This is a genomic window from Bradyrhizobium sp. JYMT SZCCT0428, assembly GCF_018131075.1.
GTDB lineage: Bacteria > Pseudomonadota > Alphaproteobacteria > Rhizobiales > Xanthobacteraceae > Bradyrhizobium.
The window spans coordinates 17,796-38,402 of the sequence record NZ_JAFCLS010000026.1; the positions used below are offsets into that span (position 1 = coordinate 17,796).

Annotated in this window: 21 protein-coding genes and 1 pseudogene; 14 read left to right on the forward strand and 8 right to left on the reverse strand. The window is 62.4% G+C overall.

Translation table 11 applies throughout. From position 1 onward, the window contains the following. Window positions 1-13: 13 nt before the first annotated feature. Window positions 14-1,339: a TadE/TadG family type IV pilus assembly protein gene (locus JQ575_RS24970; RefSeq protein ID WP_212035801.1), complete on the reverse strand. Its 1,326-nt coding sequence runs from the start codon at window positions 1,337-1,339 to the stop codon at window positions 14-16. A gap of 152 nt (window positions 1,340-1,491) precedes the next feature. Between JQ575_RS24970 and JQ575_RS24975 the strand changes: the two genes are divergently transcribed. From JQ575_RS24975 to JQ575_RS24990, 4 genes are all read left to right on the forward strand, one after another. Further along, entirely contained in the window at window positions 1,492-1,902 is a 411-nt protein-coding gene (locus tag JQ575_RS24975) for a (deoxy)nucleoside triphosphate pyrophosphohydrolase (protein WP_212035802.1), read from the forward strand. A gap of 1,888 nt (window positions 1,903-3,790) precedes the next feature. Then, on the forward strand, window positions 3,791-4,726 hold the full coding sequence (locus JQ575_RS24980; RefSeq protein ID WP_212035803.1) for a class I mannose-6-phosphate isomerase: 936 nt from the start codon (window positions 3,791-3,793) through the stop codon (window positions 4,724-4,726). Further along, window positions 4,723-7,005 carry a glycosyltransferase family 4 protein gene (locus JQ575_RS24985; protein ID WP_212035804.1) on the forward strand — a complete coding sequence of 761 codons (2,283 nt, stop codon included), beginning with the start codon at window positions 4,723-4,725 and terminating at the stop codon, window positions 7,003-7,005. Before JQ575_RS24980 ends, JQ575_RS24985 begins: the two co-directional genes overlap by 4 nt. Window positions 7,006-7,037: 32 nt before the next feature. Continuing rightward, a complete protein-coding gene (locus JQ575_RS24990; protein WP_212035805.1) occupies window positions 7,038-8,333 on the forward strand; it encodes a glycoside hydrolase family 130 protein in 1,296 nt (431 codons plus the stop codon). A gap of 47 nt (window positions 8,334-8,380) precedes the next feature. On the opposite strand, the gene JQ575_RS24995 is transcribed toward JQ575_RS24990, so the two are convergent. After that, window positions 8,381-9,337, reverse strand: a complete 957-nt coding sequence (locus JQ575_RS24995; protein ID WP_212035806.1) for a LysR family transcriptional regulator — start codon at window positions 9,335-9,337, stop codon at window positions 8,381-8,383. A gap of 125 nt (window positions 9,338-9,462) precedes the next feature. Between JQ575_RS24995 and JQ575_RS25000 the strand changes: the two genes are divergently transcribed. From JQ575_RS25000 to JQ575_RS25010, 3 genes are all read left to right on the forward strand, one after another. Then, window positions 9,463-10,284 (forward strand): SDR family oxidoreductase, encoded by an 822-nt coding sequence (locus JQ575_RS25000; protein ID WP_212035807.1) that lies wholly within the window; start codon window positions 9,463-9,465, stop codon window positions 10,282-10,284. 64 nt (window positions 10,285-10,348) lie between these two features. After that, a complete protein-coding gene (locus JQ575_RS25005) occupies window positions 10,349-10,870 on the forward strand; it encodes a YkgB family protein (protein ID WP_212035808.1) in 522 nt (173 codons plus the stop codon). 33 nt (window positions 10,871-10,903) lie between these two features. Next, on the forward strand, window positions 10,904-11,371 hold the full coding sequence (locus JQ575_RS25010) for a carboxymuconolactone decarboxylase family protein (RefSeq protein ID WP_212035809.1): 468 nt from the start codon (window positions 10,904-10,906) through the stop codon (window positions 11,369-11,371). Between the two features lie 106 nt (window positions 11,372-11,477). On the opposite strand, the gene JQ575_RS46155 is transcribed toward JQ575_RS25010, so the two are convergent. Next, complete coding sequence (locus JQ575_RS46155) at window positions 11,478-12,134, reverse strand: MarR family winged helix-turn-helix transcriptional regulator (protein ID WP_409364818.1); 657 nt, start codon at window positions 12,132-12,134, stop codon at window positions 11,478-11,480. On the opposite strand from JQ575_RS46155, the gene JQ575_RS46555 reads away from it, so the two are divergent. Then, on the forward strand, window positions 12,036-12,347 hold the full coding sequence (locus tag JQ575_RS46555) for an ester cyclase (RefSeq protein ID WP_409364819.1): 312 nt from the start codon (window positions 12,036-12,038) through the stop codon (window positions 12,345-12,347). The two genes, JQ575_RS46155 and JQ575_RS46555, sit on opposite strands and share 99 nt — an antisense overlap. Next, a pseudogene (locus tag JQ575_RS44870) lies at window positions 12,304-12,531 on the forward strand (ester cyclase); the annotation flags it as partial. The gene JQ575_RS46555 and the pseudogene JQ575_RS44870, both read left to right, overlap by 44 nt. Before the next feature lie 24 nt (window positions 12,532-12,555). On the opposite strand, the gene JQ575_RS25030 reads toward JQ575_RS44870, so the two are convergent. After that, the gene (locus tag JQ575_RS25030; RefSeq protein ID WP_212035882.1) at window positions 12,556-13,398 is read right to left on the reverse strand and encodes a methyltransferase domain-containing protein; all 843 of its coding nucleotides are present in this window, start codon (window positions 13,396-13,398) and stop codon (window positions 12,556-12,558) included. Window positions 13,399-13,476: 78 nt separating this feature from the next. Here JQ575_RS25030 and JQ575_RS25035 point away from each other — a divergent pair, with 78 nt between their 5' ends. The 4 genes from JQ575_RS25035 to JQ575_RS25050 are packed head-to-tail and all read left to right on the forward strand — an operon-like array spanning window position 13,477 to window position 15,954. Beyond that, window positions 13,477-14,283, forward strand: coding sequence for a ComF family protein (locus JQ575_RS25035; protein WP_212035812.1), 807 nt, complete (start codon window positions 13,477-13,479; stop codon window positions 14,281-14,283). A 44-nt stretch (window positions 14,284-14,327) separates the two neighbouring features. Then, window positions 14,328-14,603, forward strand: coding sequence for a glutaredoxin 3 (gene grxC / locus JQ575_RS25040; RefSeq protein ID WP_211998227.1), 276 nt, complete (start codon window positions 14,328-14,330; stop codon window positions 14,601-14,603). After that, window positions 14,600-15,478 (forward strand): carbon-nitrogen hydrolase family protein, encoded by an 879-nt coding sequence (locus JQ575_RS25045; RefSeq protein ID WP_212035813.1) that lies wholly within the window; start codon window positions 14,600-14,602, stop codon window positions 15,476-15,478. The genes grxC and JQ575_RS25045 overlap by 4 nt, the downstream gene beginning before the upstream one ends. Further along, window positions 15,475-15,954, forward strand: a complete 480-nt coding sequence (locus tag JQ575_RS25050; protein ID WP_212035814.1) for a DUF1178 family protein — start codon at window positions 15,475-15,477, stop codon at window positions 15,952-15,954. Before JQ575_RS25045 ends, JQ575_RS25050 begins: the two co-directional genes overlap by 4 nt. 121 nt (window positions 15,955-16,075) lie before the next feature. Here JQ575_RS25050 and JQ575_RS25055 read toward each other — a convergent pair whose 3' ends face one another. The 4 genes from JQ575_RS25055 to JQ575_RS25070 all read right to left on the reverse strand — a co-directional run bounded on the left by JQ575_RS25055 (window position 16,076) and on the right by JQ575_RS25070 (window position 19,039). Beyond that, on the reverse strand, window positions 16,076-16,975 hold the full coding sequence (locus tag JQ575_RS25055; protein WP_212035815.1) for an EamA family transporter: 900 nt from the start codon (window positions 16,973-16,975) through the stop codon (window positions 16,076-16,078). A 493-nt stretch (window positions 16,976-17,468) separates the two neighbouring features. Continuing rightward, the gene (locus JQ575_RS25060; protein ID WP_212035816.1) at window positions 17,469-17,711 is read right to left on the reverse strand and encodes a GIY-YIG nuclease family protein; all 243 of its coding nucleotides are present in this window, start codon (window positions 17,709-17,711) and stop codon (window positions 17,469-17,471) included. Window positions 17,712-17,797: 86 nt separating this feature from the next. Then, window positions 17,798-18,556, reverse strand: coding sequence for a bifunctional 2-polyprenyl-6-hydroxyphenol methylase/3-demethylubiquinol 3-O-methyltransferase UbiG (gene ubiG / locus JQ575_RS25065; RefSeq protein WP_192736458.1), 759 nt, complete (start codon window positions 18,554-18,556; stop codon window positions 17,798-17,800). A 3-nt stretch (window positions 18,557-18,559) separates the two neighbouring features. Then, window positions 18,560-19,039, reverse strand: a complete 480-nt coding sequence (locus JQ575_RS25070; protein WP_212035817.1) for a PH domain-containing protein — start codon at window positions 19,037-19,039, stop codon at window positions 18,560-18,562. Window positions 19,040-19,251: 212 nt separating this feature from the next. Between JQ575_RS25070 and JQ575_RS25075 the strand changes: the two genes are divergently transcribed. Then, on the forward strand, window positions 19,252-20,505 hold the full coding sequence (locus JQ575_RS25075) for an aspartate kinase (RefSeq protein ID WP_212035883.1): 1,254 nt from the start codon (window positions 19,252-19,254) through the stop codon (window positions 20,503-20,505). The last annotated feature ends 102 nt before the right edge of the window (window positions 20,506-20,607 follow it).

Sequence of the window (20,607 nt, forward strand, 5' to 3'; positions counted from 1 at the left end):
AGTTGAGCGTGTCCTAGCCGCTGATCCGAGCGTCGGCGATGGCCTTCTTGAACAGCGCGTTCATCGCTTCCGCAATGCCCTGGGTCGGGCTGACCTCGAAATACAATCCGGTCGAGGCGCAGCTCTGCATGTTCTGCGCGATCTGGCTGTTCGGCGACGGCCCGTAGGGCCCGGTATTGAACGGCGCGATCCAAGAGTTGTACCAGGCGTTGGTCGGCAGCGCGAGATAGGTGGTGTAGAGCACGGCGATCTTGATGCCGCGAGCCTTGATCGCCGTGCAGAGCGCCGCGTTGAGCGGCGACTGGCAGCGTCCGCTGCTGGTGGTCGGCTTGATGCATCCTCCCGGATTGTATTCGTCGGCGACGCCATCAGACACGAAGAACAGATACTTCAGCGGCGCCGAGGACGTGCCGGCGCCGGGCGCGCTGATCGCGCTGTTGATCGCGGGCATGATGCTGGTGAACTGGGTGTCCTGGTCGTTGTTCTCATTCTGGCCCTTGACGGTCATCAGGTCGATGTTGCCGGCCGCGCTCTTGGCGCTCGACAGGCTGGACGACAGCGAAAACAGGGCTCGTAGCCCGGCCGAGCCCGCAGAGGCGCCGAAATCGTAGATCGCCATCCGGAACTGGCTCGAATAGGTCTGGGTCGCGGCCGCGGTGTCCATCAGCTGCTCGGTCGCGCTGCGCAGCACGTCGATCCGCGTGGTCACGCCGAGGGTTTTTGCCAGCTTGTAGTAGTTATTGTTGTTATTGAGATCGTGACAGGCAAACGCACACTTGTCCGACGTATTGTTGACCATCTTGCTTACATCGGCCGGCGTCGCGCCGACGCCCATCGACGGCGAATTGTCCATCAGCAGATAGAAATCGATATAGAGCGGCATGCTGGTGGTGGCGGTCGACGTGCCGGTCACGGTGACACTGGTCTTGCCGATCACGCCGAGGAACATCATCGGAACCGTGGCGGAGAACTGAACCGTCGAGGTGATGATGTTTCCGGCCTTGGTCATTGCCGGCGTCATGCTGGTGAGTGTGTAGCCGACCACGCCGTTCATGTTGGCGTTGAAGATATTGGTGGCATCGGTGACGCCGGCCGGGATCGGCCCATCCGAGGTCATCGATCCCGCGGCGATGAAGCCGGGCGAGCTCTTGGCGACGGAGCCCACGCTGGCCGCGTCGACCGCCGCCTGCAATTTGCTGCGCAGCTGGGTGGCCCGCGAATAGTCGACGGCACATCCGACCGCCGATATGATGGGCAGCGACGCGATCGCAAATATCACGGCGATATTGCCGGATGTGTCGCTGCGAAAGCGGTTGAGCAGAGAAGTGAAAGCGCGCATAGGATGCCTGTTCTGGGCCGAAACTCGACGCACCATGCCAACATCAGATTAAGTTTGGGTTCCCGAGCCGCGAACAAATCGTTTGGCGACATGAGGTTGGCTCGTTAATGAAATCTTCCACGCCTGCCCAAAAATCTTGCAAACAGCCCCTCATGGCCGACATCAAACTAACCCTCGTGGTCGCCTGCGCGCTGGTCGACGCCGACAAACGGGTGCTGCTGGCGCAGCGTCCGGAAGGCAAGGCGCTCGCGGGCCTGTGGGAATTTCCCGGCGGCAAGGTCGAGCCCGGCGAACGCCCCGAACAGACTTTGATCCGCGAACTGCATGAGGAGATCGGCATCGACGTCAGCGAGCCATGCCTGGCGCCGCTGACGTTTGCCAGCCACGCCTACGAGACCTTCCATCTGTTGATGCCGCTCTACATCTGCCGGCGCTGGGAAGGCCAGGTGATCGCACGCGAAGGCCAGCAACTGGCCTGGGTGCGCGCGGGCAAACTGCGCGACTACCCGATGCCACCCGCGGACATACCGCTGATCCCGCATCTGCTGGATTTGCTGTTGTGAGGTGAGCGAAGCTTTCACCCTCCCCTGGAGGGGGAGGGTCGGCTCACATGAAGCGTAGCGAAATGTGAGACGGGGTGGGGTGATCTCTCAACTCGGGCACTGTTTGTGTGGAGAGACTATCACCCCACCCCGCCGCCCCCTCCAGGGGAGGGTAAGTGAGGCCGTCGTCGCATTTCCGATTCGGTTTTCAAAGAGCAGATGTGCGTTAGCATTCTCGCGACGCTTAGCGCCCGAGCTTTGCCAGAAACTTCCTCGCCCTCGAAATCAGAGGGCGCAGGGAATGCCGGATGCGCGCTGCACCCGCGGTCTCGCGTGCGATTGTGCTAACAAAGCTGCACACGAGCATACAGGGCAGCGGAGAGCATCCGACATTCCCTGCGCAGTGGCTTTACGGCTTATGACGCGCTCTCCCCGGTGAGACGGCCTCTATTGCCACCGTCGCCCCTCGGAAGCGTTGGCTCCCTTAAGGCTTGACGCCGTTACGGGCGCCAGGACCACACGCTTTCGCCGTACGCTTCAGCCGCGACCGTCAATCGCAACATCTGCGTCCACCGCGACCCGCCCCTCGTTGTGACGATGGCCAACGCCCCTCTGAGCGGGACGGGATGGCGATAGATGCGCACTGATTTGGGTCGGACGACAACAAAATTGTTTTTGATTTACAGAAATTTTCGACTTGACACATGGATTCCGTAAATCAGAAGTGATTTGCCCGTCGGGCAGCCGGGGCTTCGTTCGACGGGTCGGATAGCGGCACCCAAATCCGTGAGTTCATGTCTCACCAACGTAAGGCGCGGCATCATTGATCGATTGCAATTTTGCTCGCCGCTATGGCGAAACGACGGTAACCAGCCATCGGACCGGAATACTGGAACTGTCTTCCTTGACCGAGCGGACCATGCCCCTCACGGTCGCCGAGCCAAAGGTCAGCGTGGCCACTTGTCCCCGATATTGGGCATAGCGGCTGCGTCGGGCCTCGGTGGGGTCATTGGTTCGATCTGCTGCACGTATCCCGCCAATCCGTTCATGAGACACAAATCGTGACCATGTGCAGAAACTGTAAGCACATGCAGTTAACGAATATCCGGCAGTGCCGCAGGCATCGTCCAAACAAATGCTGAATAAGCCGGTTGCCGTCTCGCTATTTGGGCAAATGAGAGTATATGTGGAACATCATCGCGCGCCCCTGGCAGTTATCGATGACTGAGAGCGTTGCGCTCCCGCCTCAACCGAGCAGGCGGTCCGTTGTCAAATCCCCCAACATTCGACTTCCGTGAGTGGCTGGGGCTCCGGTGCTGCTGCCGATCTTTTTCGTCATGCTGATCGCCGCCGCGGTCATTCTTCAGAGTTGATCCGTCTACGCAAGATCGCAGAACAAATCCCATCGGGAGATCGCAATGGCCAACAAAGCAACTGTCAGGAACGCGTATGGCGTGCCGGCCATGTTCGCCGGATCAAAAACGGGCAGTGATGACGCTGCCTTCGTTTTTGTCAGGGTCGGAAATGAGGAGCGCCGCATGCGATGGGCCGAATGGGATTCGCTCCCGGCATGGACCGGGCCCCGTCCCTCCTGGGGACCAAAGTCTGGCGCCCCATCAACACCCGACCAACCATAACGGACCCGGTTCCCTTGTTAGACGCACTGGCAGCGTCTTTCGGCTTCGATGCTGGGCTTCTTGGGACGCAAAATGGCGACCGCCGCTGGTTGAGAAGCGTAAACAGGCCGCGGCAGGTTGTAATCGCCTGGTGGAGTAGCCACCTAAGGAACACTCAGCGTCCGATCCGCATTAAGTCCGGATACGCGACGCCTTAGCCATGCCAAATCCTAACGACGATAGCGGCCAACGGCACGTCGCCCTGACGTGCGCGTCATGGGTCAGGACATCCTATGCCTACCGAACATGCCGCCGTGCGAGTCGTCCACAAGCCCTGGGGGGCCCGTGATCTGCACCCCTGGAGCAATATTGACGGCTTTGGTGACGCGATCGGCGAACTTTGGTTCGAGCGGGCCGACAAGGATGCGCCTGTCCCGGCCTTGCTTCTCAAGCTGCTGTTCACCAGCGAACCGTTGTCGATCCAGGTTCATCCGGACGACACCTACGCGCGCGCGATCGGGATGCCGAACGGCAAGAGCGAAGCGTGGTATATCCTCTCCGCGGAACCCGACTCACAGATCGGTGCTGGATTAAAGCACCAGGTAACGCCACAGCAATTGCGTGCGGCCATCCAGGACGGTTCGATCACCGAACTGCTGCACTGGCGACCGGTTGCGAAAGACGACGTCATCTACATCCCGGCCGGCACCATCCACGCCATCGGCACCGGTATTGTGCTCGCAGAAATTCAGCAGCGCAGTGACGCGACATTCCGCCTGTTCGATTATGGCCGGCAGCGCGAATTGCACGAAAACGACGGCGTCGCGGTCGCTCACCCATGGCCGCTTCGAACGCCCTGCAATCCTACGCGCCTTACCGCGGAACGAACGGTTCTCGTCGCCAGCCGGCATTTCGTTCTCGAGCGCGTTGAGCTGCCCGAGGGTTCAAGCTGGGCGCTACTTGCCGAACCGGAGACCTGGATTCTCGTTCTCGGCGGTCACGCCGCCATTGGATTGGCCGCGGCCTCGATCGGGGAAGCCATCTTCGTTGCCGGCGGCCGCACCAGCATCGAGGTCGGCAGCGATGGATTGAATGCCTTGATCGCGTATCCGGCGAGCCGGCCGATCGATTCCCTGTTGCAGAGGCTTGGTGAAACAGCGGGCAACGCTGCCAGTCCGGCTGCTCCTGCCGTTCCGCAATTTGAAGGCTCTCAGGAGGCGCGAACATGACGCCGCTTCGCCGCATCGCCGTCATCGGCAATTCGCTGCCCCGCCGCTGCGGTATCGCCACCTTCACGACCGACCTGGAACGCGCGCTTTCCAGCTCACGGCCGGATCTGGAGGTCAGCATTGTCGCAATGAACGACCACGGACAAGCCTACGACTATCCCGCTTCGGTTGCCTTGCAGATCAAGGATGACACCATCGAAGACTATGTGCGTGCCGCCGCCTTCCTGAATGCCGGCCGGTTCGACGTCGTCTGCCTGCAACATGAATTCGGAATCTTCGGTGGCGAAGCCGGCGGGCACATCCTCGAACTGCTTTCACGCCTCAGCATGCCTGTGATCACCACGCTGCACACGGTGCTGGCCAAGCCGACCGCCGCCCAGCGTGCGGTCATGGAGCGCATCGTCGATGCTTCTTCGAAGATCATCGTGATGGCCAACAAGGGCCGCGAGATGCTGCGCAGCGTTTATCGCGTACCGGACAACAAGATCGAGGTGATCGCGCACGGCATTCCCGACTTTCCGTTTGTCGAGCCCGACGCGGCAAAGGCCAAACTCGGATTCAGCGACCGCTCCGTCATTCTGACGTTCGGCCTGCTTTCCCCCAGCAAGGGCATCGAGGTCATGATCGACGCCATGCCCTTGATCCTGGAACGCCGCGCGGACGCAGTCTATGTCGTGCTCGGCGCGACGCATCCGAACCTGGTGCGCGACCAGGGCGAAGCCTATCGCCAGAGCCTGATAACGCGCGTGCGCGAACTTGGCGTCGAGAACCATGTCGTCTTCCTCGACCAGTTCGTCGACCAGGCGACATTGCTAGAGTTCATTTCGATGTGCGATGTCTACGTCACGCCCTATCTCAATGAAGCGCAGATGACGTCGGGGACGCTGGCCTACAGCTTCGGATTGGGCAAGCCGGTGGTGTCGACGCCGTATTGGCACGCGCTGGAGCTGCTGGATGACGGCCGCGGCGTCATCGTTCCCTTCGGCAACGCGGTCGCGATCGGCAAGGAAATTGCGCAATTGCTCACCAATGCCCCGCGTCGGCAGGCAATGCGCGAGCGCGCCTACTCGATCAGCCGATCGATGACATGGGAACGTACGGCCGAATGTTACATGGCCACTTTCGAACATGCGCGCCATGGGGACTGGCTCAAGGTGGTGGCGCGTACCGGGCCGGTCGCGATCGCGCACAGCCCTGCGGCGTCGGACATGCAATTGGATCACTTTCTTTCCATGTGCGACGATACCGGCCTGTTCCAGCATGCGGTGCATTCGGTGCCCGATCGCGCCCACGGCTATTGCGTGGATGACAATGCCCGCGCCTTGCTGCTGGCGTGCGCGCTCAACAATCCGGGCGAAACGCGCTTGTCCGAAGTCTTGACGGCCCGTTTTGCCGCCTTCGTGCAGCATGCGTGGAATCCGGACACCAAACGCTTTCGCAATTTCATGGGCTTCAATCGAACCTGGCTCGAAGATCGCGGCTCCGAAGACAGTCATGGGCGAACATTATGGGCGCTGGGTGAGTGCGCGCGCCGGGACGCAAGCCCGTCGCGACGCCGATGGGCCGCCGCCTTGTTTGCCGAGGCATTGCCGGCCGTCGAGGCTTTCAGTTCGCCCCGCGCATTGGCCTTCACCCTGCTGGGTCTGGACGGCTATTGCGCTGTTGTTCGCGATGATGCGCGCGCCCGGGAAATCCGACATTTTCTCGCCGACAGGTTGATGGCGGGGCTCGCGTCGGTCGAGACGCCGGACTGGACCTGGTTCGAGGAAGGCCTGGCGTATGACAACGCGCGCCTGCCGCAAGCCTTGATGCTGACAGGCATGGCGACGCAAAACCCCGTCTATCTCGCTGCCGGATTGCGATCCCTGCGTTGGCTGATGACACAACAAACGACCTCGATGGGACATTTCCGTCCCGTCGGCACCGCCGGCTTTGGTGAACTGCGCCAGCCGCCGCGCGCGTTCGACCAGCAGCCGGTGGAGGCAGCGGCGACGATCGCGGCCTGCCTGACCGCCTGGCGCGCGGAGGGCGACGCGGAATGGAAGGCGATCGCAAGCAACGTTTTCGCCTGGTTTCTCGGCCGCAATGATTTGTCGATCGCCCTGGTCGATCCCGAGACCGGCAGTTGCCGGGATGGACTGCATCCCGACCGCGCCAACGAAAACCGCGGCGGCGAATCGGTCGTGTCCTACCTGCTCGGTCTTGCCGATATTCGTCAGCTTGCGCGCGTCAATGTCAGCGTGACACCGCCCGCGGCGCTTCGCGCCATCGGTGCCTGAGTACATCTTCCCTCCAGCGAACCGAGGACATCTTGTTGCAAGCCACTTTCCTGCATCGGCAAGCGCTCTATCTGCGCCCCGACCCCACGCGTGTGATCGTACGCCCGTTCAAGCCGACGACTGAACCGCGCGATCTCAACCCGACCGACAAGACCCGCGCCAACCATATCGTCGAGCGCGTGCTCGCACTCGATCCGCAAGTCACAGCCAGCCTGTTGGCCGACGTACTGGAGAACTTCCAGGGGCGGCATCGCAACCTGCTGCAGGAATTCGAGTTCCGCGCCGACGAGATGGAAGAGGCGCTGGCAGCTCACGGCGCTTTTTCCAGCGTCCAGCGCCAGTTGATCGGCGCTTATTTCCTGAACGAATACTCGTTCGAGGCCTCTGCGCTGTTCAATCCCAGCATCGTACCGCATCCCGACCAGTCTGGAGCGCCGAAAGGCGGCCTCCGCTTCGTGCTCAGCCTCCGGGCCGTTGGCGAAGGCCACGTATCTTCACTGACATTTCGCACCGGCACCATTGCCGCCGACGGCAGCCTGGCCGTCGATCCGACCGCGCGGCTGGCCTCCAGTCCTCGGGTCGGACGTCGCGTATCCGGGCCATCAGGCGAAGAGGTTGAGATCACCTTCAAGGAGGAACAGGATATCAGCGAACGCGTGATATTTCCGGTTACCGCATCTCAATCCCAGGGCATCGAAGACGCCCGTTTCGTCGAGTTCAGCGATGGCGGCCAAAAGACTTACTACGCTACCTTCACGGCCTATACCGGCAGAGCGATACGATCGGAGTTGATCGAGACCAGCGACTTCCTGTCATTTCGAATGTCGCCGCTGCAGGGGACCGCGGCCCACAACAAGGGCATGGCCCTATTCCCGCGCAAGATCGACGGCAAGTACGCCATGATCGCGCGTCAGGACAATGAGAACCTCTATCTGATCTATTCGGATGACCTGCATCAGTGGGACGGCGGTCAGGCGATCCTGAAACCACAATTCCCCTGGGAGTTCGTGCAGATCGGAAACTGCGGGTCACCGATCGAGCTGGATGAAGGCTGGCTGCTGCTCACGCACGGCGTCGGTCCGGTCCGGAAATATTCGATCGGCGCGGCGCTGCTCGACAAGAAAGACCCGTCCAAGGTGCTGGCGCGTTCGGTCGAGCCGTTGCTGCATCCCGAACAGTCAGAACGCGAAGGCTATGTTCCCAACGTGGTCTATACCTGCGGCGCGATGCGCCACAATGACCAGATCATTTTGCCCTACGCCATATCCGACACCTACTCCAACTTTGCGACCATCAAGATCGCAGCCCTGCTGCGAGCAATGTCCTGATGGTGCGAAGAAGCTGTTCGTACCGGAGGCCTGCTTCGACGTCCGCTTTACCGCTGCCTTGAGACTTCCGCCGAGCCTGGCCCAGCTCGCGGCGCGGCGCGTTTCGGCAGTTCGCCAATGCGCGCTCTGAGCCGCGGCAGCGCGAAGTCCAGGAAGGCTCGCAACTTGACCGGCATGAAACGGTTGGGCGGGTACACAAGGCTGACGGGCAGCGGCGGCGGCTCAAAATCCTGCAGCAGCAGCACGAGTTCTCCGGATTTGATCGATTCGGCAAGTTGGTAGGAGAACGCCGCGGCGATCCCCATACCCGCGCGCGCGGCATCGCAGGTTGCTTCAAGGTTGTTCAAGACGAGGCGCGACCGCACCGGCACCACATATTCGGTCTGCTCCCGTTTGAACGTCCATGTGGTTGACGAGTGGAACGGCAGGAAGCTGACGCAGTCGTGGGTGGAGAGGTCTTCAGGGGATTTGGGCGTCCCCCGCGATTTCAGATAGGCCGGACTGGCGCACAACACGCGGCGGATTTCTCCAATCCGGATGGCGATCAGACTGCTGTCGGTGAGCGTCCCGATCCGAAGCGCGACATCGACATGGTCCTCGACAAGATTGACCGGCCGGTCCTGCAAATCGAGCTGAATGTCCACCTCCGGAAAGACAGCCACGAACTCCGCCATCACCGGCACCAGATGTAGCCGGCCAAACGCAAACGGCGACGACACAATCAAATCACCGCGCGGCGTCGTGTACTCGCCGGACGCCGTGCGTTCGGCTTCCGCCACATCGGCGAGAATCCGTTTCGCTGCGGCGATGTAGGAGCGTCCCGCATCCGTCGGCACGAGCGCACGGCTCGAGCGATTGAACAGCTTGGTCTGCAGGTGCGCTTCGAGCTCGGAGACTTTCCGGCTGACCGTTGCGAGCGGCGTTTTCTGCCGGCGCGCCGCAGCCGACAAACTGCCGGCCTCGGCAACCGCCAGCACCAGCGACATGGCTTCGAAGCGGTCCATTGAATGTTTCCATCTGATGGAAGGGTCTTTCTCGATTTTACCGGATACCCACCATTTTCGGAAGGGTCTAGTTACGAGCGCACAGCAACGGACTGGCCCCCAACCCCGAATTTCTGGAGACCGACATGACCTCGATCCAAACCAAAGGCATCGCCCTCATCACCGGCGCATCAACCGGCATCGGCGCAATCTACGCCGACCGGCTGGCCAAGCGCGGCCATGACCTCATTCTGGTTGCCCGCAACAAGGATCGGCTCGCCTCCCTGGCGCGCCGGATCGCGAACGACACCGGCCGCAAGGTCGAGACGGTCGAAGCCGATCTCACCGTCGCTGCGGATCTGCGGCGCGTCGGGGACATCCTGCGGACCAACGCCGGCATCTCCATGCTGGTCAACAATGCGGGCGTCGGCGCCACCGGGCCGCTGGTCTCCTCCGACGTCGACAAGATGGACGACATGATCAGCCTGAACGTCACCGCGCTGACGCGGCTGACCTATGCGGCGGCGCCGGGATTTGTTGCCCGCGGCAACGGCACGATCATCAACATTTCATCGATCGTCGCGATCGCGCCGGAGGTGCTGAACGGTGTCTATGGCGGCACGAAAGCATTCGTGCTCGCGTTCAACCACTCGCTGGTTCACGAACTCGCGGGCAAGGGCGTCCGCGTGCAGGCGGTGCTGCCGGGCGCCACGGCCACCGAATTCTGGGACGTCGCCGGCATGCCGGTTCATCATTTGCCGCAGCAGATGGTGATGTCGGCCAACGACCTGGTCGACGCTGCCCTCGCGGGCCTCGACCTTGGCGAGACCGTGACCATCCCGTCGCTGCCCAACCAGGCGGAATGGGATCGTTATGAGGCGGCGCGCCGCGCGATGTCGGACAAGATTTCCAGCGCCATCCCGGCCCCCCGCTACAACGTGCGCAACCACGAACGCATCAGCGCCTAGGCGACGCGCAACAAGTTCAGCCGAACATCGAATTGAAACCACAACCCTGAAAACGGAGTTCACCATGTCATACATTGCAACTCAGCTCCCGGCACCACGCGCTGTCTCCAGCTGGCGCGATCAGGCCGAAGACCTGCTCGCCTACGCCGAACCGGTCAGCCGCGCCGGCCTCTACGTCTCGCTCGCGGTCATCTACGCCTGGTTCGCCGGGATGAAGTTTACGCAATACGAGGCCAACGGGCTGGTGCCGCTGGTGGAGAACAGTCCGCTCGTCGGCTGGTTCTATGCGCTGCTTTCGGTCCGCGGCTTCTCCACCTTCCTCGGCTTGGTCGAACTCAGCATCGGCCTGCTGATCGCCCTCAGACTGGCGAGCCCGATCTTTTCCGCGGCCGGCGGCGTTCTCTCGGCCGGACTCTTCGTCACGACGCTCAGCTTCATGATCTCGACGCCTGATGTCGTCGTGCCGGAGCTCGGCTTCCCCGCGATCTCGGTCGCGCCGGGTCAGTTCCTCCTGAAAGATGTCGGCCTGTTCGCCGCCTCCTTCTGGGTGTTCGTCGACTCGCTGAAAACCATCATTCGCAAGTGAACAAGCAAAACTGATCATCAAGGAGCCACGAAAATGAGCAAGCGACTCGACTACAACCAGATTGCACCGGCAGGCGTGAAAGCGCTGGGCGGCGTCTACGGCTACGTCCTGCAGAGCGGCCTTTCGTCCGTGCTGGTCGATCTGGTCTACTTGCGGATTTCCCAGATCAACAACTGCGCCTACTGCCTCGATATGCACACGCGCGACCTGCTCAAGAAGGGGCAGAAGATCGAGAAGCTCGCGCTGCTGCAGGCCTGGGCGGAAGCCGGCAATTTGTTCGATGAGCGCGAACGCGCCGCGCTGGCATGGGCCGAGACCGTAACCCGTGTCGCCGATACCGGGGTGCCGGATGACGCGTATCAAACCGCCCGCGCCGTGTTCGAGGAGCGCGAGCTCGTCGACCTCACGATCGCGATCGGCCTGATGAACGCCTACAACCGCCTGGCCATCAGCTTTCGCAACACGCCGCAGGCCGCGCTCGAGAGTTTGAAGGCGGCGTAGTCCGGGGCTCGCGCGGCGTGAAGCGGAGCGCGGCCTACTTCGGCGTCCGCTTCACCGCCGCCTCCAGACTCACTTTCGCAGAACTTGGGCGCAGCGATTGGTGGCGCTACCGGCCGCCAGTTTCCTTCGCCAGTTCGGTCAGCTTCGTAGCGACGTCGTGAAGTATCCCCTGCAATGTCTTCAGATCGCGTTCGGACAGGTTGCCGAAGAGCAGTTTGGCAAACTCGGTCGTCTCCGATTGCAGTCTTGCGAAGGATTTTTGGCCTTTCGCCGTCAGAACAATGACGGCCGCACGCCGATCCGTCGGGTGTGCCGTGCGACGGACAAAACCGGTCTCCTCAAGCGCATCGATGAGCGTGGTGACGTTACGCGGCGTGACCTTCAATTCCGCAGCCAATTCCGCCTGCGTCATGCGCTCGGCCCCACCCAGCACCCACAACACTTGCGCCCTTGTTTGCGTCAAGCCGCGTTCGGCCAAGCCACGCTGCATATCCGCCGACATGAGCGTGGTGACCAGGAATAGCTGCGACAGCACGTCGCGGCAAAGTGATGTATTATCTACATTGTGTATCATATTCACGATGTGCTTTATACCAATTCGATTGTCAATTGGAGTCCTGTCGTGCTCGCCACCAATACCGCTTCCCAGGGAAATATCGCATTGATGCGTGACGCCTTCGCCGCCTTGACCCGCAGGGACATTGCGGCTGCTGCCGAGTTCCTGTCGCCGGACTTCATCATTAACTTGGCCGGGGTACCGCATCAAATGCGCGGCCGGCGCATATGGCGAAGGAATTCGGAAGCCTTCTTCAAGGCTTTTCCCGACATTCAGCTCGAAGCGCAGGACATGTTTGCGGCCGATGACAGGGTGGCGGTGCGTTTTCGCTTCACCGGAACGCACACCGGCGAGTTCCTGAAATCAGCCGACCGGAAAGCGCGTCGATTACCAAAGCTACGAACTGTACCGCATTGCTGATGGCAAGATTGCCGAGGAGTGGATCTGCGCTGACATGCTCACGATCCTGACCCAGATCGGGGCATTTCCGGCAAGGCAACTCGCGCTGATGTGGCTTGCCGGATACCGTGTGTGGTTTGCGGCGGGCGCCGGTCTGCTTGCGGGGGTGATTTCGACGCTGATCCTGTCCTCCATCGCAGCCTGAGCAGACGGATCACGAATCACAATTCTACTTCGTCTTCCCCTTCACCGCCGCTTCCAGGCTCGCTTTCGCCGAACCCGGCCGCAGCGGTTTCGGCTGGCTCTCATGCGGCGCCCAGCCGGACAGCCAGATCACGTCGAAGGTGGCGCGGATGCGGCCGTCCGAATCGGCAAAGCGTTCGCCGTAAATCTCTGCCATCCGCAGCAGCGTGGCGCGGCGGGTGGGCACCCGCCGGCGCTCGACCAGAATATTGGTCGCGCCCATCCTTCTCAGATCGGCCATCAGCGCCAACGCGCTGTCGTAACGCACTATGAGGCGATCGACGTCGGTGACCGGCAGCGCAAAGCCCGCGCGCTGCAGCAGCGCGCCGACATCGCGCAGATCGGCAAAGGGCGCGACGCGCGGCGACACCCCGCCCTCGCATTCGGCCTCCGCCGCCGCAAAGGATTGCCGGAGTTCGGTCAGCGTATCGCCGCCGATCATCGCCGCCAGCAGCAATCCATCCGGCCGCAGCGCGCGCCTGATCTGCGCCAGCACACCGGGCAGATCGTTGACGAATTGAAAGGCGAGCGCGGAGACCGCAAGATCGAGCGATTCCGGTGGCAACGGCAGCGTTTCCGTTTCATCCGGATCGACCCGGATGATGGATTTGAAACGATCCGCCACCAGCTTGCGCAGCAATTCGACCGGCGTCCAGATTTCGGCGGCGTCGGAGAAATTCCGCTTCACCGCCTGCAAGCGCTCTTCGAGGTCTTCGGTGACGCGATCGAGCAGGAAGGTGGCCGGCCCAGCACGGCGCGCACGGTCCTGCCGCGCGCGCAACAGCGCACGGTTGAACAGGAGGGGGGCGGCGGTCGGGTTCGGAGCCATGGCGGTTGGTACGCCGGCGATCCCGTCTTTGGCAATCCGGTGCTTGAGCACCACGCGCCCCAGCGCTAGCCTCTGCCCATGGACGCCGAGGCATCACCACCACGCTCCATCTCCACCCATTTGCGCGGCGCGTTGAGCGCCTGCCGCGAGGTGTTCGCGCATATTCCAAGGCTGGCGCTCGACATCGCGCTGCCGACGCTGTGTGTTTCCTGCCGCGAGCCGGTCGATGGAGAGGGCGTCTGCGCCGAATGCTGGGCAAAGCTGTCGTTCATCGAACCGCCCTACTGCCCGCGGCTCGGCATTCCCTTTGTCTACGACCCCGGACCCGATTTGCTGTCGATGGAGGCGATTGCCAATCCGCCGGCCTACCAGCGCGCCCGCGCCGCAGTGCGCTACGACGATGTCGCGCGCACGCTGGTTCATTCGCTGAAATACCAGGACCGCACCGATCTGGCGCCCGCGATGGGCCGCTGGATGGCCCGCGCGGGCCAGCAATTGCTCGAAGAAGCCGACGTGCTGGTCCCGGTTCCCCTGCATTGGCGGCGTGGCTGGAGCCGCCGCTACAACCAGTCCGGCGCGCTGGCGCGGGTGATTTCGCGTCAAACCGGGGTGAAACTGGCCTCCGAGGCGCTCCGGCGGGTCCGGGCGACCGAACAGCAGATCGGGCTGTCGCGGACGCAGCGCGCCAGCAATGTGCAGGGCGCCTTCAAGGTCGCCCCTGACCGCAGCGCTGACATCCAGGGCCGCCGCGTGGTCCTGATCGACGACGTCCTGACCTCCGGCGCCACCACCGACGCCTGCCGTGCCTTGTTGCGCGCCAAGGCCGCGCAGGTCGACGTGCTGGTATTCGCGCGGGTTGTGGACACCCACCGGGCTCCCATATAATTCAAAGACTTGTCATTCCCGGAACTTGCGAACCAGAGCGCTCCATGACCGCTGCCGTTGAAATCTACACCCGCCCGGGCTGCGGTTACTGCACCGCGGCCAAATCGCTGCTGACGCGCAAGAATGCCGCGTTTACCGAACTCAGCGTATCCAACGACCCTTCCTATCGCGAACAGATGTACGATCGGGCCGGCGCCGGCTCGACGTTTCCGCAAATCTTCATCGGCGCAACCCATGTCGGTGGCTGCGACGAGCTTTACGCGCTGGACCGCGCGGGCAGGCTCGATGCGTTGCTGGCGGGAGAAAAGGCCTCGTCATGAGCGCTGCCACGACCTTCACCGCCGCGATGGTGCAGATGCGCACCTCGCTGCTGCCGGAGCCGAGCCTCGAGCAGGGCATGAAGCTGATCCGCGAAGCTGTGGCGCAGGGCGCCGATTATGTGCAAACCCCCGAGGTGAGCAACATGATGCAGCTGAACCGCAAGGCGCTGTTCGAGCATCTGGCGGCTGAGGAAGACGACAAGTCGCTGAAGGCGTATCGCGCGCTGGCGGCGGAGCTGAAGATCCATCTGCATGTCGGCTCATTGGCGCTGCGCTTCTCGCCGGAGCGCGCGGTCAACCGTTCGTTCCTGATCGGACCCGACGGCAATCTGCTCGCCAGCTATGACAAGATCCACATGTTCGACATCGACCTGCCCGGCGGCGAGAGCTATCGCGAGTCCGCCAATTACCAGCCGGGCGAGACCGCCGTGATCTCGGACCTGCCGTGGGGCCGGATCGGGCTCACGATCTGCTACGATGTGCGCTTTCCGGCGCTCTACCGTGCGCTCGCCGAAAGCGGCGCGTCGTTCCTGTCAGTGCCGTCGGCCTTCACCAAGAAGACCGGCGAAGCGCATTGGCACATCCTGCTGCGTTCCCGCGCCATCGAGACCGGTTGTTTCGTGTTCGCCGCCGCGCAATGCGGCCTGCATGAGAACAAGCGCGAGACCTTTGGGCATTCGCTGATCGTCGCGCCCTGGGGCGAGATCCTCAGTGAGGGCGGCGTCGAGCCCGGCGTGTTCCTGGCCGAGATCGACACGTCCAAAGTCGAGACCGCGCGAAAAACCGTGCCGTCGCTGCAGCACGGACGTCGCTTCGGCATCGCCGATCCCAAGGCCGGCCCGGAACATCTGCATCTGGTCCGGGGCTCGGCATGATCCGCTACAACCTGCGCTGCGAGCGGGGCCATGCTTTCGAAAGCTGGTTTCAGAGCTCGACGGCCTATGAGAGCCAGGAGAAGCGCAGGCTGGTCAGCTGCCCATCGTGCGGCTCGGTCAAGGTCGAGCGCGCCATCATGGCCCCGCAGATCGTCAGCAAGAAGGGCCGTGAAGATTCGCGTCGCATGCCGGCTGCGGAAGTCGCAAGCACCGAAGGTGCGGCAACCGAGGCCACGCCGCTGCTGATGGCGCAGGAGCTCGAGCTGCGCGCCAAGATCAAGGAATTGCGCGATCACATCACCAAGAACGCCGACAATGTCGGCGAGCGCTTTCCGAGCGAAGCGCGCAAGATGCATTACGGCGATATCGAGCACCGCCCGATCTATGGCGAGGCGTCGCCCGACGAAGCCCGCGCCCTGATCGACGAAGGCGTCGAAGTCTCACCGCTGCCGGTGCTGCCGGACGATCGGAATTGACGCGAAGCGTCATTCCGGGATGGTCCGAAGGACCAGACCCGGAATCTCGAGATTCCCCGATGCGCAATTGCGCATCTGAGGTTCGATGCTTCGCATCGCCCCGGAATGACGGCGGGAATGATTAAGCCGCCACCAGCAGCGCCACCCCCGCCACAATCAGGACAATCCCTGACAGCTCCCGCGCCGACATCGGCTGCTTGAACGAATAATACGCCACGGCTTGCGCGAACAGTACCTCGACCAGCGCCAGCGTGCGGACATTGGCGGCCGCCGTCAGCGCAAACGCGAGAAACCAGAACTGCGAGGCGAACGCGCCCATGAAGCCCGCCAGCATCGAGGGCTTCCATAGTCCCAAGATTTTCCGGAGCACGTCGGGCGCGCGAACCAGCAGATAGACCGACAGCACCAGCGTCTGCACGAACAGGCCGAATACCAGCGTATAGGACGCCGCCGTCACGAAGGAGACGCCGGGCACCACGATGACGGCACCGCGAAAGCCGACCGCCGATAGCGCGAACGCCGCGGCGGCGCCAAGGCCCAGCAGCGTCGGCTTCAGATCTGCAAAACCCTTGCCCCCAGCCGGCCGCAGCGCCGCGATGACGACACCGGCTGTCGCAATCAGGATCGCGACCACCTTCAGCACCGTCAGATGATCGGCCAGAAAGATGAAGCCGAAGATCGCGGTCTGGATCGCCTCGGTCTTCAGATAGGCCGTCGTCACCACGAACGAGCGGTCGTTCATCGCGAGCAGCATCATGCCGGTGCCGACGATCTGGCTCAGCGCACCGAGCAACAACCACGGCCAAAACGCCGTGGTCGGCCACGGCACGCGGTCGCCGGTGACTGTCACGACGACCGCAAAGAAGATGATCGAGAACGGAAAGCCGAACAGGAAACGGATATTGGTGGCGCCCCAGGTCCCGAGCGGCCCGGTCAACGACCGCTGCATCGCATTGCGCGCGACCTGGCCGAGCGCAGCAACAATGGTGAAGGGAATCCAGAGCGAGGCGACCGTGAACATGGGGATACCGGCGGAAGGGTGCCGCACCGTGCCGGTCGCGGCGCACGCGGTCAACCGAAACGGCGCATGACAGGATTGCGATTACGCCGAAAAGCCCAACTCCATCGTCGTCCCTGCGAACGCAGGGACCCATAGCCACCGGCGGTCGTTTTGCGGGAGGCATCAACCATTTCGCACTATCGATAGATCACGCGGTATGGGTCCCTGCGTTCGCAGGGACGACGCGCGGAGAGGTCTCGGCTAACGCGGGCCGCAGAGCGAAGCGTGACACGACTCCGATTAAGCGGAAACCTCTCGTCACAAACACAAATCCATCGTCGTCCCTGCGAACGCAGGGACCCATACGCCGCGGCCCCAGTAGCAAAGGCGCGCTGGCAACGGCCTTTTTCCAATCGCACCATCAGTGGTTATGGGTCCCTGCGTTCGTAGGGACGACGAGGGGAGAGGTCTCGGACTAAACCAGCAAATCAATGAGATCGCGCCACTCCAGGTTTTATCGCTCGATCAGTTCGATCTTCCAGTCGCGCTTCCAGCGTTTTAGCTGTTTCTCTCGGGCAATCGCTTCGTCCGCCCGGTCGTATGATTCGACGTATACGAGCCGAAACACGCCGTATGCCTTGACGAACGAGGAGCCCTCTCCGTTGCGATGCTGCTCAAGTCGCTTCTGAATGGAGTTCGTTACCCCGATGTAGAGGGTCCCGTGGCGTCGGCTTGCGAGGATGTAGACGTAATACATGCTCGGAACGCTGATCTTGCTCGATTACGTGGGCCGGTGGCTATGGGTCCCTGCGTTCGCAGGGACGACAGCAATTAAGATCTTTCCTACATCTCCTCCGCGACCACCATGTAGTTCACGTCCATGTCGGACGAGATGCTCCATTTGTCGGCGAGCGGGTTGTAGACCACGCCGGCCTGTTCGGTGATGGCAAGCCGGTTGTTGGCGAGATGCTGAGCGAGCTCGTCGGGGGTGACGAACTTGTTCCACTCATGGGTGCCGCGCGGCAGCCAGCGCAGCACATATTCGGCGCCGACGATCGCCAGCGCAAAGCTCTTCCAGTTGCGGTTCAGCGTCGAGAGCACCATCATCCCGCCCGGCTTGAGCATCGCCGCGCAGCGGTTGAGGAAGACGCCCACGTCAGTGACGTGCTCGACCACTTCCATCGCCAGCACGATATCGAAGCGCTCGCGCACGTCCATCTCCTCGGCCGTGGTGCAGCGGTAATCGATCGACAGATGGCCCTTGTCGGCGTGCAGCTTGGCGGCGGCGATGTTGGTCGCGGAGGGATCGATCCCGATCACCTGCGCGCCCAGCCGCGTGAACGGCTCGCACAAGAGACCGGCGCCGCAGCCGATGTCGAGGATGCGCAGGCCGCCCAGGCAATTCAGGCTTTTGACGTTGCGTTCGAACTTGCGGCAGGCGGCGTCGCGAATATAGGTCAGCCGCAGCGGGTTGATCTTGTGCAGCGGGGCCATCTTGCCCTTGGGGTCCCACCACTCGTCCGACAGTTTTGAGAATTTCGCGACTTCGGCCGGGTCGACCGTGCTGCCCGATGCGCCGGCGTGATTTGTTTGCATGGCCATGATTTACGCACCGGCCGGTCGTGCCGTGATGGCATTGCGAAATGCCAACGGCGAAGAAATGGTGTCGAGGGTCTTGCCACCCTCGCCGACCCCCAGCACCGTCACGTCGCCGTAGTTGAGGATGCGGCCGAGGATGCTCTGGTTGACGTCGACGCTCTCGACCTTGTCCACGCTCATCTCAAACGTTTGCCGCTGAACAAAGCCCGTCTTGTGGATGACACGGAAATTGGTGACGTCGGTCTCGGTGGTCCAGCGATGGAACCAGGCGGTAGCCGTCTTGTACAACGCGGCAATGGCAACGATCGCCGCCAGCGACCAGAGGACCAAAACCATGGGCCCCGCCGGGATCATTCCCGAGCCCACGAAGAGCGCCAGCGCCGCGGCCCAGAGCACGATCGCCGGCAGGAAGAAGATCCAGTGTGCATTGGTGGAATACAGCACCTTCTCGCCGGGCTGCAGGATATCGTCGATATAACGCCCCATTCACCTAACCTTGCACCTAAACCTTGCACCTGACCTAAATGCGCCCGACCTGAATTAACCCGCTACCACAGCATTTTGCGCCATTTTAGACCGAAAATGCAGCCGGATGCTTGCCCCGGGACGCGCCGCTATGTATACGCCGCTTTCGGCCCGGACGCTCCATTTTCGTGCGGGCCACCATACTTATCCTCACAGGGAATGCACGCGTCGTCATGGGCCGCCTCGTGATGAAATTCGGCGGTACATCCGTCGCCAATATCGACCGAATCCGCAACGTCGCGCGTCACGTCAAGCGCGAAGTCGATGCGGGGCACGACGTCGCCGTGGTGGTGTCGGCGATGTCCGGCAAGACCAACGAGCTGGTGGACTGGTGTCGCGACGCCTCGCCGATGCACGACGCCCGCGAATATGACGCGGTGGTCGCCTCCGGCGAACAGGTCACGTCCGGATTGCTGGCGATCGCGCTGCAGGCGATCGGCATTCAGGCCCGCTCCTGGCAGGGCTGGCAAATCCCGATCCGGACCTCGGACGCGCACGCCTCGGCGCGGATACTCGAAATCGACGGCACCGAGATCATCAACCGTTTCAAGGACCGCAAGGAAGTCGCCGTCATCGCCGGCTTCCAGGGCATCAATCCGCAGACAAACCGAATCACCACGCTGGGGCGCGGCGGTTCGGACACCTCGGCGGTGGCGATCGCGGCCGCCATCCATGCCGACCGCTGCGACATCTACACCGACGTCGACGGCGTCTATACCACCGACCCGCGCGTGGTTCCCAAGGCGCGGCGGCTCGACAAGATCGCCTTCGAGGACATGCTGGAACTGGCCTCCCAGGGCGCCAAGGTCCTGCAGGTGCGCTCGGTGGAACTCGGCATGGTGCATAGTATGCCGGTGTTCGTCCGCTCCAGCTTCGACAAGCCCGAGGATATCGACCCGCACGCCACGCCGCCGGGCACGCTGATCTGCAGCGAGGAGGAAATCATGGAAAACCACGTCGTCACCGGCATCGCCTTCTCCAAGGACGAAGCCCAGATTTCCGTGCGCCAGATCGAGGACAAGCCGGGCGTTGCCGCCGCGATCTTCGGACCGCTCGCGGACGCCAACATCAATGTCGACATGATCGTGCAGAACGTCTCCGAGGACGGCAAGACCACCGACCTGACCTTCACGGTGCCGGCCTCCGACTATACCCGCGCCAGGGACACCATCGCCGCGGCCAAGGACAAGATCGGCTATAAGCGGCTGGACAGCGCCACCGACGTCGCCAAGGTGTCGGTGATCGGCAGCGGCATGCGCAGCCATGCCGGCGTCGCCGCACAGGCGTTCACCGCACTTGCGGCGCGAAATATCAATATCCGCGCCATCACCACCTCCGAGATCAAGTTCTCGGTGCTGATCGACGCCGCCTATACCGAGCTTGCGGTGCGCACGCTGCACACGCTCTATGGGCTCGACCAGGCGTAGAGCATCGGTTTGCTCTAGAATTACTTTCTCTTAGCGCCCGCAGCATTGGCCTGACACAGACGTTATTGCTACTGGCAGGCGTTTTGCTTGGCAAAGCAAGCC